The following is a 15,016-nucleotide window of genomic DNA, read 5'->3' on the forward strand; positions in this document are numbered from 1 at the left end:
GCAGCATGAAAGAAAGCCTGGGATCGCGCCTGTTTAATACGTGCAATTACGGCGTTCTCGGCATTATCGGAGCGATTACGCTGTTCCCGCTGTATTACGTATTTGTCGTTTCTTTCACGGACCCGCACGAATTCGCCGACAAGAACGGGTTTATCCTGTTTCCGGTCCACTGGTCGACGTCGGCGTACGATTATTTGTTCTCGACCTCCGCTTTTTTGAAAGCGACGGGGGTCAGCACCTTCCTGGCGACGGTCGGCACGGCGCTCAGTCTGATGGTCACATCGGCGATCGCCTTCGGCCTGTCGCGGAAGCGGCTGCGCGGACGGCGCTTCATTCTGATTGGGATCGTGCTGACGCTCTTGTTCAACCCGGGCTTCATCCCCCCCTATCTCGTCGTCCGGGAGCTCGGTCTGATCAACAGCGTCTGGTCGCTCATCGTGCCCGTGCTGACGAGCGGCTGGTACGTCATCCTGATGAAAAGCTTCTTCGACAACATTCCGGTCGAGCTTGAGGAGGCCGCGATGATCGACGGGAGCACGGATCTCGGCACCTTCTTCCGGATCGTGCTGCCGCTCTCGGCGCCGGCGCTCGCCGCCTTCGGCCTGTTCTACGCCGTGGCGTACTGGAATACGTTTTTTACCGCCGTGCTCTATATTAACGATTTCGCCAAGGTGCCTTTGCAAATCGTGCTGCGCAACATGCTCGTCGATTCTTCGACCTCGACGGGCGGCGCCACGGCCGTGGAGATGGTGTCGGATCAGCAGATTCCGACGCAGACGATCAAGATGGCGGCCGTCGTCATTTCCACGCTGCCGATCCTGTGCGTCTATCCGTTTCTGCAGAAGCATTTTACGAAAGGCGTCATGCTGGGCTCGGTCAAAGGCTAACCGCAGGAAGAAAGTCAAACGCGCAATGCAAGGCAATCGTCTTTCATTCGAAACGATGGGGGCTTGACCAAAATGAGAATGGGTGTCCGGTTGAAACACAGAAAAATCACAATCGCGCTGCTGATGACACTTGTGCTTGGCACGTTATTATCCGCATGCGGAGGCTCCGGAGGCGGAAACGGCGACGGGAATGCGGCATCCGGCGGAACGGATGGCGGCAGCAAGCAGGAGGCGCCGACGACGATCAAGATCATGTCGGATTTCACGATCGCGCAGCCGCCTTCCGCGGATAATCCGGTGCTGAAGGAATTCGAGAAGCGGACGAATACGAAGCTGGACATCACGTGGGTTTCGGCGGCTAACTCCTCCGATTACCTGGACCGGCTGAACGTCGTGCTCAGCTCCGGCGACCTTCCGGACCTGCTGAAGCTGGACGACGTGACCAATCCGCTGTTCCAGCAGATGGTGAAGCAGGGGGCGTTCTGGGATTTGTCGCCTTTCCTCAGCAGCTACCCGAACCTGATGGAATACCCGAAATCGGTCTGGGACAATACGAAGATCGACGGCAAAAATTATGTCATCCCGGTGGCGCGCCCGCTGAACGGGTTCGTCTTCGTCAACGTCCGCAAGGACTGGCTGGATAAGCTCGGACTTCCGGTTCCGAAGACGATCGACGATTTTTACAACATGCTCAAAGCGTTCAAGGAGAAAAAGCCGGACGGCAAAACGCCCACCTACGGCTACACGATGCGCGGAAGCGACGTGCTCGACGGCGTCTTCACCGGCTCGAACGGACGTTGGAAGGACGTCGGCGGCAAGCTGATCGACGCCAACTTCGATCCGGGCATGCGGGAATCGATCCTGTTCAAGCATAAGCTGTATGCGGAAGGGCTCGTCCCGCCGGATTACGCGGTCATGAAGGACAGCCAATACTGGGATATGGCCACGAGCGGAAGCGCCGGCTCGACGGCGGAGACGATCGAGGCGCAGTGGCGCTGGACGTACGACCAATGGAAGCGCGATCCGAAGGTGGATTGGCTGCCGCTTTCGTCCCTCTCCTACAATGGCGTCCCGTACGTACCGCAGTACCGCGGCTATATCGGGGTGCTCGCGATTCCGAAGAAGGTGCCCGAGGAGAAGGTGAAGAAAATTTTGTCTCTGCTCGATTTCGGCGCGTCGGAGGAAGGCGGCACGCTGGCGCTGTACGGCATCAAAGGCGTGCACTACAACGAGGAGAACGGGATCAAGGTGACGACGGAAAAGGCGGTTCAGGACAGCGTGGGCGTCGGCGCCTTCGGCAAAATTTTCATGCATTACGATCCTTATATGTACGCGTTCGCGCCGGGCATGACGAAGGAAGTGTTCGAGCGGAACAAGCAGGTCATCGACGAGCGCGCGAAGGTCGCGAAGCCGGACGTGGCAATCGGCCTGGTCTCGCAGACGGACATCAAGATGGGCGCCGATTACACCAAGAAGATGAACGACATGAAGACGCAGGTCATCATGGGCAAAGCGAAGATCGAGGACTGGGATAAGCTGATCCAGAGCATTCAGAACGACCCGACCTACCAGCAGATTACGAAGGAGATCAACGAAGCTTATCAGGCTAGGCTTGCCCAAAACAAATAAACGTAAACAGCGGCATTCGGCCAGCAATCCAACAGGAAAGGGAGAAACGAATATGGCGACGATTACAAGCCTCCGCAAAAACGAGGAGCACCGCGTGCTCGACATGGGCTGGGGCAAAATCCAGTGGCTCTGCGGCAAAGATATCGATCCGGATGCGGAAATGACGTTCGGCATGGTGTACATTAACGCGGGAGAAGAAAACACCCGGCATTATCACCCCAACTGCGAGGAGGTCATCTTCGTCCTCTCCGGCGAATGCGATCATACGCTCGGCGACGAGACCTTCCACCTGGAGCCGGGCATGATGCTGCGGATCCCGCGCGGGGTGCCGCACAATGCGAGGGTCACGAGCTGGGAGCCCTGCCGGATGATCATCGCGTATTCGTCCCCGGACCGTCAGACGGTCGGCGAATAAAGGAGAGTTGAACATGGCGATATCGAGAACGGAAGCGCTGCTCCGACTGAAGGCGCAGCTGGCGGACGGCGGCACGCTGGTGGGAGCCGGCGCGGGAACCGGCCTGTCGGCCAAATGCGCGGAAGCGGGCGGCGCCGACATGATTATCATTTATAATTCGGGGCGTTACCGGATGGCGGGCCGCGGCTCGCTCGCCGGTCTGATGCCCTACGGCGACGCCAACAAAATCGTTGTTGAAATGGCGGCCGAGGTACTGCCGATCGTGAAGCATACGCCCGTTCTGGCGGGCGTGTGCGGCACCGACCCGTTCCGGGTGATGGACGTCTACTTGAAGCAGCTGAAGGAAATGGGCTTCTCCGGCGTGCAAAATTTCCCGACCGTCGGCCTGTGCGACGGTGTGTTCCGGCAAAACCTCGAGGAAACGGGCATGGGCTACGACCTCGAGGTGGAGATGATCCGCAAGGCGCACGAGCTGGATCTGCTGACGACGCCTTACGTGTTCAACGAGGATGAAGCGCGGAAAATGGCGGCGGCCGGCGCGGACGTGCTGGTCGCGCACGTGGGGCTGACGACCAAAGGGAGCATCGGCGCCTCTACGGCGCTGACGCTGGACGAAGCCGTCGACGTCGTCCAGCGGATCAGCGATGCAGGCAAATCGGTGAATCCGGACGTCATCGTCATCTGCCACGGCGGTCCGATTTCCGAGCCGGAGGATGCGGCTTATGTGCTGAGCCGCACCCGGGGCGTCGCCGGCTTCTTCGGAGCGTCGAGCGTGGAGCGCCTGCCGACGGAAGTGGCGATCACCGAACAGGTGCGCAAGTTCAAGCGAATCGGTACCTGAGCCGGCGATGGCGGAATTATCGCTGTTTCAGATTGCGATCGTGCTGGCGGCCGCATTATGCTGCGGGTTCGCGAAAACCGGCATTGCCACGCTCGGCATCTTCAACGCGATGCTGATGACGCAGGTGTTTCCCGCGAAGGAAGCCGTCGGCACGCTGCTTCCGATGCTGATCGCGGCCGATCTCGCGGCCGTTATTCTGTACCGCCGCCATGTGGTGTGGAAGCACCTCGTTTCGCTGGCTCCTTGGGTGCTGATCGGCCTCGGCTGCGGCTATGCGCTGCTGTATTTTGCCAACGACGGTCTGATCCGCCGGTTCCTCGGCATCATGCTGCTGGTGCTGATTGCGTTCCAGCTGCTGAAGGACCGGGCGGGCGTGCGGTTCGACCGCGCTATGCCGAAATCGCGGCTGTTCACCTCCGGGATGGGAGTGCTCGCCGGATTCGCGACGATGATCGGCAACGTATCCGGCGTCGTCATGTCGATCTATTTGCTCGGCAAAAAGCTGCCGAAGGAGGCGGTGGTCGGGACGGGGGCCTGGTTCTACCTGGCCGTCAATCTGATCAAGGTGCCGTTCTTCGTCCAGCTGGGCATGATTACGGGGCGCTCGCTGTCGATAAACGCTTGGACGCTGCCGGTCATTGCGGCCGGCACGCTCGTCGGCGCCAAGGTCGTTCCGCGCATCCGGCAAAGCGCGTTCCAGACGGTCATTCTGGTCATCGGCGCGGTTGGCGCGGCGATGCTGGTTATCTAGCGGGCGCGCTGCCCGCCTGTCGGCAACCCTATTCTCACACGAAAAAGCCTTTAATCCTCGAATAAAGCGAAGTCGAGAGGTTGAAGGCTTTATTTCGTCCGGCGAAGGTTGTTCACGAAGGCTGTACACGTTGTTCGTCGCAATCGAGTCCGGCGGACGGAACGGCCGGAATCCAAACGGTATGTATCGGCCGTTGAGGGCCGCTCGGCGAGGGAAGAACGGCCATCTGCTCACCCAGCAGTCGTACGCCGAGCCGCCCGGGCCTTTACTCGAAACGCTCGAGCACCACTTTGCCGACTGTCCGGCCCGATTCCAGCATCGCGTGCGCTTTGCGCAAATTCGCGGCGTTAATCGGCGCGATCGTTTCGCTTGTCGTCGTCCGGATGACGCCTGCGTCGACCAGCCGCGCCACTTTGCCGAGCAGCTCGTGCTGCTTGATCATGTCCGCCGTCTGGAAGAGCGGGCGGGTAAACATCAATTCCCAGACGAACGTGGCGCTTTTCTGCATGAACAGCGTGATGTTGAGCGGCTCGTCGGTTTCCACGATCGAACACACTTTGCCTTGCGGCGCAATGGCGTCCGCCATCCGCTTCCAATGCTTCTCCGTGCTGTTCAGGCAGAAGATGTAATCGGCGTGCTCGTAACCGATTGCCTTCAGCTGCGGCACGAAATCTTCGTAGTGGCTGATGATATGATCCGCGCCGAGCTCCTTGACCCACTTGGCCGATTCGGGGCGGGAAGCGGTGCCGATGACCGTCAGTCCGGCGTATTTGGCCAGCTGCGTCGCGATCGAGCCGACGCCGCCGGCGGCGCCGATGATCAGGATCGTTTTGCCGGCGTTATCGGCGGGATTAACCGAAATGCCGAGCCGGTCGAACAAGCCTTCCCACGCGGTAATTGACGTCAGCGGAAGCGCCGCGGCCTGTGCAAAATCAAGCGTCTCCGGCTTCCGGCCGACGATGCGCTCGTCGACGAGGTGGAACTCGCTGTTGCCGCCCGGCCGTGCGATGCTGCCTGCATAAAACACCTCGTCGCCGGGCTTGAACAGCGTCGCATCCGGCCCAGCCTGCACGACGACGCCGGCGACGTCCCAGCCGAGCACCCGCGGGGCGCTTTCCGTCCGGTCCTTCGGCGAGCGCACCTTGGTGTCGACCGGGTTGACGGAAACCGCGTTCACCTTGACGAGAATGTCCCGGCCGGCCGGAACCGGCTTCTCCAGCAGGACGTCGATCAGGCTTTCCGGATGATCGATCGGCAAATAATTTGTTAACCCTACCGCTTTCATCGTTTCTTTCATCATCTTCATTTCCTCCTTGTATAGGTGTTTCGATTGGTTGTCGTCTACATTTGTAACTATAACGCGTGCATCTCGAAATGGTAAGTACGCACATTCATGTGCTATAGTATTCGTTTTTATACTAATAAGTGGAGATGCGGGATGCGCGCGCTTTGAAGTGCAAATACGGAAAGCGCCAGAGCGCGGAGGCGTTGGCACAATAAGCGGATCGGCCGTCGGAACATCCGACCAAACGCAGAAAGTCTCGGGTCCTGCCGCTAGGCGGGACTCTTAAGGCCCGAGGATGAGCGGGACGGGCCATAGACGTTCCATTTTTTGTTGTACGGTCGGTCAGGTCCATGGGGAAATCTGGATTTAATGATAGTTTTGATGACATGAATCCGACGGACGCATCAAAAAGGAAAAATTTATGTCAGATAGAAAACGATTTAACCGTTTACAAACGACAAATTTCGCGATAAAATGACATTGCCACTAGATTTACATAGTCATATATGTTATTTTATATGACATCCATATTGCTGCTCTCGGTTGTATACAATTATGTATCCCATATCGTATGCAACATTATCCAGTTCCTTCGATCGCGCTTAAAGGAGATGAAGCTTGTGGAACTTGAAGCCGCCAAAAACAACATTTTCGAATATTTGAAGCACCAGATCGTTCATCTGCACGTCAAGCCGAACCAGCGGCTGACGGAAGCGAAGCTTTCCGCCCATTTCGAATGCAGCCGGACGCCGGTGCGGGAAGCGCTCCGCCGGCTGGAGCAGGAAGGCTGGGTCGTCATGATTCCGAACCAGGGCTATTACGTGCGCAGCTTCACCGTCAAGGAAATCGGCGACATGTTCGAGGTGCTCGTCACCCTGGAGAAGATGGCCGTCCGCCTGGCGAGCGGCCAGCCGGATCGGACCGGACTGCTCCGGCTTCGCGACAAATGGGTGACCATGCCGCAGACGTGGGAGGAAACGGTCGGCCTCTATATGATCGCCGACGACGAAGCGTTCCACGAGGCGGTCGCGGCCGCAAGCGGGAATCACTTTCTGCATCAGCAGATCCAGCGGACGAATCAGCAGATCCATATCATCCGCCGGATCGACTATAACCGGAAGGACTGGGCCCAAAGTATCGTGCAGGACCATTTAAAGCTTCTGGACTGCATGCTGGAGGGCAGGGCGGAAGAGGCGGAGCGCGCGATGGAAACGCATATCCGCTCGGGTAAGGAAAATTTGCAGCATCTCATTCAGCTCTATTTGAACGAACAGCCGGCCTTCATATGAAGTTTGCGGACACAAAGGAGAGACAGCTTATGGGACAGGCTCGAACGATTATCGCAGGAGGCGTTGTCGTGACGCCGGACGAGGTGAAGAAAACGGATATTTTGATCGACGGCGGCCGGATTGCGGAGATTGGCTCCGATCTGGCGCAGCGGTCGCCGGATGTCCGGATTGTCGATGCCGGCGGCTGCTGGGTGCTTCCGGGCGGGATCGACCCGCATACCCATCTCGACTCGCGCTGGGAGGACACCGTTACCGCCGACGACTGGCTGTCCGGGACAATCGCCGCCGCCGCGGGCGGGACGACGACGGTGATCGATTTTTGCCGGCCGGACCGGGACGAGCCGATGCTGGACGCGGTCGGCACGTGGAAGAACCGGGCGGCCGGCAAGGCCGTCGTCGATTACGGCTTTCATCTGGTAGTGCGCTCCGCTTCGGAAGCGGTGCTTCGGGATATGAAAGCGGCGGCGGCGGAAGGCGTCACCTCGTTTAAGCTGTTTATGGCTTACCGAGATTCGCTGCAGCTCAGGGACGACGAGTTGTACCTCGCGTTGGAAGGCATCCGCGAAGCGGGGGGCGTCGCGCTCGCCCACTGCGAGAACGGCGACGTGATCGAGCTGCTGATCGCGAGGGCGCTGGCGAGCGGGGAGAACGCTCCCCGGCATCATGCGCTGACCCGGCCGCCGGAGCTGGAAGGCGAGGCGGCGTCGCGCATTATCCGGCTGGCGGAGCTGACCGGCACGCCTCTCTATATCGCCCACGTCTCATGCCGGCAGTCGCTGGACGAAATCCGCCGGGCGCAGGCGGCCGGGCAGCCGGTATACGGCGAAACGTGCCCGCAGTATTTGTTCATCGACAGCGGCTATTTGGACCGGGAGCTCGACGAAGCGGTCAAATACGTCTGGTCGCCTCCCCCGCGGGAGAAGGAGCATCAGCCGGCCTTGTGGTCCGGCATCCGCGGCGGCGCTCTGCAGTCGATCGGCTCCGACCACAGCTCGTACCGGATGGAGCAGAAGCTGGCCGATCCGGCCGATTTCACCGGCATTCCGAACGGCGGGCCGGGCATCGAGGACCGGATGTCGCTCCTGTACCATTACGGCGTCGTCGAGCGGGGAATGGATATTCGCGATTTCGTCAGGCTGACATCCACCTTTGCCGCCAAGCTGTTTGGACTGTATCCGCGCAAAGGGACGATCGCGAAAGGGAGCGACGCCGACCTGGTCGTCTGGGACCCGCGGCTGAAGCGAACCTTATCGGCGAAAACCCACCACATGAACGTGGACTACAGCGTCTACGAGGGGCACAAAGTGCAGGGAGGCCCGGTTCTGACAATGGTTCGCGGGCAGCCGGTCGTGGAACGCGGCCGGTTCGTCGGCACGCCGGGGCAGGGGCTTTTTATCCACCGTAAGCCTTACGATAACGATTTCTAGAAAGGATGGTGCCATATGATCCGGTTTGACAACGTCAGCAAAGTATATCCGGGGGGAGGTACGGCGGTCAAAGGGCTTCATTTGGAGGTCGAGCCCGGCGAATTCGTCTGCCTGATCGGTCCGAGCGGCTGCGGCAAAACGACGACGCTTAAAATGATCAACCGGCTGCAGGAGCCGACATCGGGCACGATCTATGTCAGCGGCAAAGATATCATGAAGCAGGATCCCGTGCAGCTCCGCCGGGGCATCGGTTATGTCATCCAGCAGATCGGCCTGTTCCCGAACATGACGATCGGCGAAAATATCGCGGTCGTGCTGAAGCTGCTCGGCTGGCCGAAGGAGAAGCGCCGGCAGCGCGTGGACGATCTGCTGCCGCTGGTCGGCATGGACGCGGACCAGTACCGCGACCGGTATCCGGGCCAGCTGTCCGGCGGCCAGCAGCAGCGGGTCGGCGTCCTGCGGGCGCTGGCCGCCCAGCCGGACCTCATTCTGATGGACGAGCCGTTCGGGGCGCTCGACCCGATCACACGGGACATTTTGCAGGCGGAGGTCAAGCAGCTGCAGGTCAAGCTGTCGAAGACGATCGTGTTCGTCACCCACGATATGGAGGAAGCGCTGAAGCTGGCCGACCGGATCGTGCTGATGAAGGACGGGACGATTTTGCAGCACGGAACTCCGGACGATTTGCTAAAGCGGCCTGCGGACGAATTCGTCGAGCGCTTTATGGGCCGGTACCGGCCGAAGGAAGAGACGGCCGACGCCGGCATCCGGGAGCTGATGCTTCCGCTCGGCGGGCGGGACGCTTCCCGTCCGGATCCGGAGCGCTGCCCGTCGATTGAGGCGGGCTGCACGGTGCAGGAGGCGATGCGGACGATGTTCGTCGCGGATGCCGCCCTTCTGACGGTACGGGACGAGTCCGGCCGGCCGGTCGGCCTTTTGACGCGGGAGCGGCTGGTCGAACGGCTGAACCGGGAACAGGGTCAGGAGCAGAATCAGGATCAGGAGCAGATATCCTAACGAAAAAGGGGAGGGACTGGCAATGAGCACGCAGGAATTATGGTCGGAAATGCTGGTCAAATCGTGGCAGCACCTGTATTTGTCCGGCGCCGCTTTGGCGCTGGCCATCCTGGTCGCGCTCCCGGCGGGCATTCTGCTTACGCGCGTGCCGCGCGTTTCGGAGCTGATCATGAACGTCGTCGGCATGATTCAAACGATACCGTCGCTCGCGATGCTGGCGCTCATGATCCCGCTGATCGGCATCGGCACGAAACCGACGATCGCCGCCTTGTTCTTCTATGCGCTGCTGCCGATCATGCGCAGCACGTATACCGGCGTCCGCAGCATTCCGCCGGCGATGATCGAAGCGGGCAAGGGTATGGGGATGACGTCGCTGCAGCTGCTCTTTAAGGTGGAAATTCCGGCCTGTCTGCCGGTCATCCTGAGCGGCATCCGCATCTCGAGCGTCATGGTCGTCGGCTGGGCGACGCTTGGCGCCTATATCGGCGCGGGAGGTCTTGGCGACCTGATTATGGCCGGGTTTACGACGCTTTCCAACCGGTACATTCTCGCCGGGGGCATCCCGGTGACGGTAATCGCGCTGGCGGCCGATGCCATGCTCGGCTTCCTCGGCCGCAAGCTAAACCGCACGGAGGCGGCGGCCAAGGCATGAGAACGTCCGCGTCACGAATCGAAAGGGGGCCGCACCGATGGAACAGTTTATTTCCTATATCGCCGACAATTACGGGCAAATCGCAGAGCTGAGCCTGGAGCATCTGCGCATGGCGCTGCTGGCCGTCGCATTCGGCCTGCTGGCCGGCGTTCCGCTCGCGATCGCCATTTTCCGCTGGAGAGCGCTGGCGGGGCCGGTGCTCTGGATCGTCAACACGTTTCAAACGATCCCGACGCTCGCGTTTATCGGATTTATGATGATTTTTTTCGGCCTCGGCACGACGACGGCGGTCTCCGTCCTGTTCTTCTATACGCTGCTGCCGATCGTGCAGTCGGTCTACACCGGACTTCGCACGGTGGATGCCGGTCTCGTGGAGGCGGCCAAGGGCATGGGCATGACCGTCTGGCAGACGCTCTTCAAGGTTGAGCTGCCGATCGTCTTCCCGGTCGCGCTCACCGGCGTGCGTATCGCCACCGTCGTCTCGATCGGCACGGCGGCCGTCATGTCGCTGGCGGGGGCGGGCGGGCTCGGCACGATTATTTTCACGGGCATCAACCGCACCAATACGAGCATGATCGTATGCGGAGCGCTCGTCTGTGCGCTGCTTGCTTTTGCCGCGGATCGTCTGCTGCACGCGCTCGAACGCAAGGTTATACCGCCCGGTCTGCGCTAGCAGCGAAGCCCGGCGTATAATAGACAACTTTTTGGGGAGGAAAAGAAACAATGCGGAGAAAAACGACATGGGTCGCGCTGCTCGTTGCGATTGTCGCCGTCGTGGCGGCGGGGTGCGGAGGCAGCGGCTCCGGAAGCGGATCTTCGGGTAAAATCGTCGTCGGGTCGAAAAATTTCACCGAAAGCATCGTGCTCGGCGAAATGCTGAAGCAGCTGATCGAAGCGAAGACGGATCTGAAGGTAGAGCACAAATCGAACCTGGGCGCCACCGACATCACGTACAAGGCGATCACCCAAGGCGATATCGACCTGTACGCGGAATACGACGGCACGATCTACAGCAGCTATCTGAAAATCACCGACCCCGTCAGCGATCCGCGGAAGGTGTACGACTTGGTGAACGGCCGCCTTCAGGACGAGCTGAAGCTGAAGCTGACGAAGCCGCTCGGCTTCAACAATACGTTTACGCTGGCGGTGCCCCAGGCAGTCGCCGACAAATATCACCTGCAAACCTACTCCGACCTGGCCAAAGTGGCGGGCGAGCTGACGCTGGGCGTCGACCATGAGTTCATGAACCGCCAGCCGGACGGCTGGAAGGGACTGCAGGAGCGGTATGGCTTCAAGTTCAAGGACGTGAAGGCGATGGACAGCGGCCTCCGCTATACGTCGATCAACCAAAATCAGATCCAGGTGACCAACGCGTTTGCGACCGACGGGCAGCTGAAATCGAACAACATGGTTATTTTGAAGGACGACAAGTTTTTCTTCCCGCCTTACAATGCGGCGCCGATCGTCCGCATGGACACGCTCGAGAAATATCCGGAGCTGGAAGATGCGCTGAATGCGCTGGCCGGCCAAATCACGGACCCCGAAATGCAGGAAATGAACTACCTGGTCGACGACAAGGGCGAATCCGAGGAGAAGGTCGCCAAGGATTTTCTGACCAAAAAAGGATTGATCTGATCGAATCATAGGGCGGTGCGGGCGTATGTCCTCGGTTGTCGGCGAATTACTGATTATTTTCGGCCTCGAAGCGCTGTTCGTAACGGTCATGACCTGCCGGTGGATCATTCTGGTCCGGGGCAGCCGTTACATCGCCGCGGCGGCCAGCTTTTTCGAACAAATGCTGAACGTGCTCGCTCTCGGGCTCGTCGTCACGCAGCTGCACGATCCGATGCGTTTTCTGGCCTTCGGGCTCGGGTATGCGGTCGGCTCGCTCGCAGGAAGCTGGCTTGAAGGCAAGCTGGCCTTCGGGTATTCCATGTATCAAGTTGTGGCAAAGCCGGGTTCGCGTCTGGCGGACAAGCTGCGCGAAGCGGGCGTCGGCGTGACGGAGTGGCCCGTCGCGGGCGGCGAGGGAGAGCGGCGGCTCGTCATGGCCGTCGTCCGTCGGCGGTGGTCCGCGGACACGGTCCGGATCATCGAGCGGGAGGAGCCGGGCGCGTTCATCATCCAGCTCGATCCGCAGGCGTATAAAAACGGCTTCGTGCAAAAACGCCGGATCGGCGGAGGCATCGCCTGGCAGGAAGCGAAGAGAGGGTGAGCGTGTGAGCGAGTTTGCGGATAAAAGGATGCCTGGCGGAACGCGCGATTTCGTCGGCTACGGACGCTATGCGCCCCGGGTCGGATGGCCCGGCGGCGCGCGCGTAGCGGTCAATCTGGTGCTTAATTACGAGGAGGGGGCGGAATATTCGCTTCCATCCGGCGACAACCGGCAGGAGGGCTTTACCGAGTACGACAGCGCGCCGACGGATCCGGGCATCCGCGATTTAGCGGCCGAATCGGTGTACGAATACGGCAGCCGGGCGGGTGTTTGGCGGCTCGCGCGGATTTTCGAGCAGCAGCAGGTGCCGGTTACCGTATCGGCGTGCGCGGTCGCGCTGGAGCGCAATCCGGAGGTGGCCGCCTGGATTCGCGAGTCGGGCCACGATACGATGGCGCACGGCTGGCGGTGGTCCGAGGTTTGGACGATGACGCGGGACGAGGAACGCGCGGAGATCGCGAAGGCGGTGGAAGGCATCGAACGGCTGACCGGGACGCGTCCGGTCGGCTGGAACAGCCGCTACGGCCCGAGCGTTCACACGCGGGAGCTGCTTGTGGAGGAAGGCGGATTCATCTACGATTCCGACGCCTATAACGACGACCTGCCTTATTTCACGTCGGTCGGCGGCAGGCGCCACCTCGTCATTCCGTATACGAAAACGTACAATGACACCCGTTTCGTGCTGGCCCAAGGCTTCGGCACGCCGGACCATTTTCTGGCGACGTGCCGGCGGGCGCTCGATCTGCTGTGGGAAGAGGGCGAGGAGGCGCCGAAAATGATGTCGATCGGCCTGCATGCCCGCATCATGGGGCAGGCTGCTCGCGCATCGGCGCTGCGTGACTTCATCGCCTACGCGCTGGCGAGGCCGGGCGTCGCCTTCATGCGGCGGAGCGATATCGCCGCCTGGTGGCTGGAGCAGGCGGGCCGGCTGGAGGACGCGGGACAAGGCGGCCATGCGTAAAGCGGTCAACGACTGGGCGTTCCGGCGCTTCTGGCCGCTGGAACGGTGGATGGCCGAGGCGCGCGAGGCCGGCTTCACGGCTGTGGAGTGCAATGCCGGGCCGGAGCCGGAGAGCTACTTGAAGCCCGGCATGACGGGCGGGGAGCTGGACGCGGTCCGGCGCAGCGCCGATGAAGCGGGCGTCGAAATCGCGTCGCTCTCGACCGCGCAGCTGAACGAATGGCGGCTGACCTCGGGCAGCCGCGACGAGCGGGCAAAGTCCGAGAACCTGATCCGGTTCATGATCGAGGCGGCGCATCGGCTTGGGGCACGGACGGTTCTCGTCGTTCCCGGCATGGTGACGCCGGACACCGGGTACGATGAAGCGTACGCGCGCGCGATGGACAGCCTGCGCCGGCTTGCGGCCGAGGCGTCGGCCGCCGGCGTCGTGATCGGCGTCGAGAACGTGCCGGGGAACCGGTTCCTGCTCAGCCCGCTCGAATTCCGGCGGTTTATCGACGAGGCGGACAGTCCGGCGCTGCGCGTCTATCTGGATATCGGCAACGTGCTGCCGCTCGGGTTTCCCGAGCAGTGGATCCGGCTGATGGCCGGCAGGCTCGCGGCCGTCCAGGCCAAAGACATGCGCGAAGGCGCGGGCGCCCTGCCGCTGCTGGCGGGAGACGTGAATTGGCCGGCGGTCGCGGCGGCGCTCAAGGAAACGGGATTTGCCGGGACCGTGACGGCTACGCCGCCCGCATTCCTTCATTATCCCCGGCAGGTTATGCGCGATACGGCCAGCCAGCTGGCGGCAATTTTGGTAGAATAGCAGGGAAGGGAGACATGCGAAGATGGATTTAGGATTGCAAGGGAAAGTTGCGCTCGTCACGGCGGCGAGCAAAGGACTCGGCAAAGCGTGCGCGATGCGGCTTGCGCGGGAAGGGGCGAATGTCGCCATTTGCGCAAGGGACGAGGAGACGCTGCGGCAGACCGCGGCGGAAATCGAACGGGAAACGGGGCGAGAGGTGCTGGCTGTTCAGGCCGATGTGGCTTCCGCAACCGACATTGAGCGTTTCATCGGGGCGAGCGTCGACCGCTTCGGTCATATCGACGCGCTGATCTGCAACGCGGGAGGTCCGCCGGCGGGAACATTTAAGACGATTACGGAGGAGCAGTGGGAGGCGGCGATTCAGCTTAATCTGATGAGCGTCATCCGCCTGATCCGGCATACGCTGCCTCATTTTCCGGCGGGCAGCGGACGCATCGTTTACGTTTCGTCGTCTTCGATTAAGCAGCCGATTCCGGGCCTGCTGCTCAGCAATACGCTCCGGCTCGGCGTGCAGGGCATGATCAAGACGCTGTCCGACGAGCTGTCGGGCGACGGCATCCTGATCAATACGCTGGCTCCCGGCCGCTTCGATACGGACCGCGTACGGGGACTCGACCAGGGCCGGGCCGCCAAGGCCGGCGTCGGTTACGAGTCGTTCCGTTCCGACATCGAACGGGAAATCCCGCTCGGCCGCTACGGAAACCCGGAGGAATTCGCGCGATACGCGGCATTCCTGGCATCGCCGGCCAACAGCTACATGACCGGCCAGACGGTCCTGGTCGACGGCGGCATGACGAAAGGGGTATAGCGGGCGAACGCTTTATCCTGCTAGGCTCCACAAT

The 15,016-nt window shown here is 61.1% G+C and carries 15 protein-coding genes and 1 pseudogene; 15 read left to right on the forward strand and 1 reads right to left on the reverse strand.

Going from position 1 to position 15,016, the window contains the following annotated elements; genetic code table 11:
• Nucleotides 1-5: 5 nt before the first annotated feature.
• The 5 genes from PD282_RS01245 to PD282_RS01265 all read left to right on the forward strand — a co-directional run bounded on the left by PD282_RS01245 (nucleotide 6) and on the right by PD282_RS01265 (nucleotide 4,523).
• Nucleotides 6-887 (forward strand): carbohydrate ABC transporter permease, encoded by an 882-nt coding sequence (locus PD282_RS01245; RefSeq protein WP_274648581.1) that lies wholly within the window; start codon nucleotides 6-8, stop codon nucleotides 885-887.
• Nucleotides 888-977: 90 nt separating this feature from the next.
• Nucleotides 978-2,516, forward strand: a complete 1,539-nt coding sequence (locus tag PD282_RS01250) for an extracellular solute-binding protein (protein WP_274648582.1) — start codon at nucleotides 978-980, stop codon at nucleotides 2,514-2,516.
• Between the two features lie 52 nt (nucleotides 2,517-2,568).
• Complete coding sequence (locus PD282_RS01255) at nucleotides 2,569-2,931, forward strand: cupin domain-containing protein (RefSeq protein ID WP_274648583.1); 363 nt, start codon at nucleotides 2,569-2,571, stop codon at nucleotides 2,929-2,931.
• A gap of 13 nt (nucleotides 2,932-2,944) precedes the next feature.
• Nucleotides 2,945-3,772 carry a phosphoenolpyruvate hydrolase family protein gene (locus tag PD282_RS01260; protein WP_274648584.1) on the forward strand — a complete coding sequence of 276 codons (828 nt, stop codon included), beginning with the start codon at nucleotides 2,945-2,947 and terminating at the stop codon, nucleotides 3,770-3,772.
• Nucleotides 3,773-3,779: 7 nt separating this feature from the next.
• The gene (locus tag PD282_RS01265; protein WP_274648585.1) at nucleotides 3,780-4,523 is read left to right on the forward strand and encodes a sulfite exporter TauE/SafE family protein; all 744 of its coding nucleotides are present in this window, start codon (nucleotides 3,780-3,782) and stop codon (nucleotides 4,521-4,523) included.
• Nucleotides 4,524-4,788: 265 nt separating this feature from the next.
• Here the strand turns inward: PD282_RS01265 and PD282_RS01270 are convergent, their stop codons facing one another.
• Nucleotides 4,789-5,823, reverse strand: a complete 1,035-nt coding sequence (locus tag PD282_RS01270) for a zinc-binding alcohol dehydrogenase family protein (protein ID WP_274648586.1) — start codon at nucleotides 5,821-5,823, stop codon at nucleotides 4,789-4,791.
• Nucleotides 5,824-6,428: 605 nt separating this feature from the next.
• On the opposite strand from PD282_RS01270, the gene PD282_RS01275 reads away from it, so the two are divergent.
• The 10 genes and pseudogenes from PD282_RS01275 to PD282_RS01320 all read left to right on the forward strand — a co-directional run bounded on the left by PD282_RS01275 (nucleotide 6,429) and on the right by PD282_RS01320 (nucleotide 14,982).
• Complete coding sequence (locus PD282_RS01275) at nucleotides 6,429-7,097, forward strand: GntR family transcriptional regulator (protein ID WP_274648587.1); 669 nt, start codon at nucleotides 6,429-6,431, stop codon at nucleotides 7,095-7,097.
• Between the two features lie 29 nt (nucleotides 7,098-7,126).
• Nucleotides 7,127-8,524, forward strand: coding sequence for a dihydropyrimidinase (hydA, locus tag PD282_RS01280; protein WP_274648588.1), 1,398 nt, complete (start codon nucleotides 7,127-7,129; stop codon nucleotides 8,522-8,524).
• Between the two features lie 15 nt (nucleotides 8,525-8,539).
• Nucleotides 8,540-9,262, forward strand: a pseudogene (locus PD282_RS01285) (ABC transporter ATP-binding protein); the annotation flags it as partial.
• Nucleotides 9,263-9,563: 301 nt separating this feature from the next.
• Nucleotides 9,564-10,193, forward strand: a complete 630-nt coding sequence (locus tag PD282_RS01290; protein WP_274648589.1) for an ABC transporter permease — start codon at nucleotides 9,564-9,566, stop codon at nucleotides 10,191-10,193.
• A 37-nt stretch (nucleotides 10,194-10,230) separates the two neighbouring features.
• A complete protein-coding gene (locus PD282_RS01295; protein WP_274648590.1) occupies nucleotides 10,231-10,866 on the forward strand; it encodes an ABC transporter permease in 636 nt (211 codons plus the stop codon).
• A 50-nt stretch (nucleotides 10,867-10,916) separates the two neighbouring features.
• On the forward strand, nucleotides 10,917-11,828 hold the full coding sequence (locus PD282_RS01300) for an ABC transporter substrate-binding protein (RefSeq protein ID WP_274648591.1): 912 nt from the start codon (nucleotides 10,917-10,919) through the stop codon (nucleotides 11,826-11,828).
• A 25-nt stretch (nucleotides 11,829-11,853) separates the two neighbouring features.
• Nucleotides 11,854-12,408 carry a DUF2179 domain-containing protein gene (locus PD282_RS01305; RefSeq protein ID WP_274648592.1) on the forward strand — a complete coding sequence of 185 codons (555 nt, stop codon included), beginning with the start codon at nucleotides 11,854-11,856 and terminating at the stop codon, nucleotides 12,406-12,408.
• A 4-nt stretch (nucleotides 12,409-12,412) separates the two neighbouring features.
• Complete coding sequence (locus PD282_RS01310) at nucleotides 12,413-13,369, forward strand: polysaccharide deacetylase family protein (RefSeq protein ID WP_274648593.1); 957 nt, start codon at nucleotides 12,413-12,415, stop codon at nucleotides 13,367-13,369.
• Complete coding sequence (locus PD282_RS01315; protein ID WP_274648594.1) at nucleotides 13,362-14,174, forward strand: sugar phosphate isomerase/epimerase family protein; 813 nt, start codon at nucleotides 13,362-13,364, stop codon at nucleotides 14,172-14,174. The genes PD282_RS01310 and PD282_RS01315 overlap by 8 nt, the downstream gene beginning before the upstream one ends.
• A 22-nt stretch (nucleotides 14,175-14,196) precedes the next feature.
• A complete protein-coding gene (locus tag PD282_RS01320; RefSeq protein WP_274648595.1) occupies nucleotides 14,197-14,982 on the forward strand; it encodes an SDR family oxidoreductase in 786 nt (261 codons plus the stop codon).
• The last annotated feature ends 34 nt before the right edge of the window (nucleotides 14,983-15,016 follow it).

The sequence above is a fragment of the Paenibacillus humicola genome, from assembly GCF_028826105.1.
Lineage (GTDB): Bacteria > Bacillota > Bacilli > Paenibacillales > Paenibacillaceae > Paenibacillus_Z > Paenibacillus_Z humicola.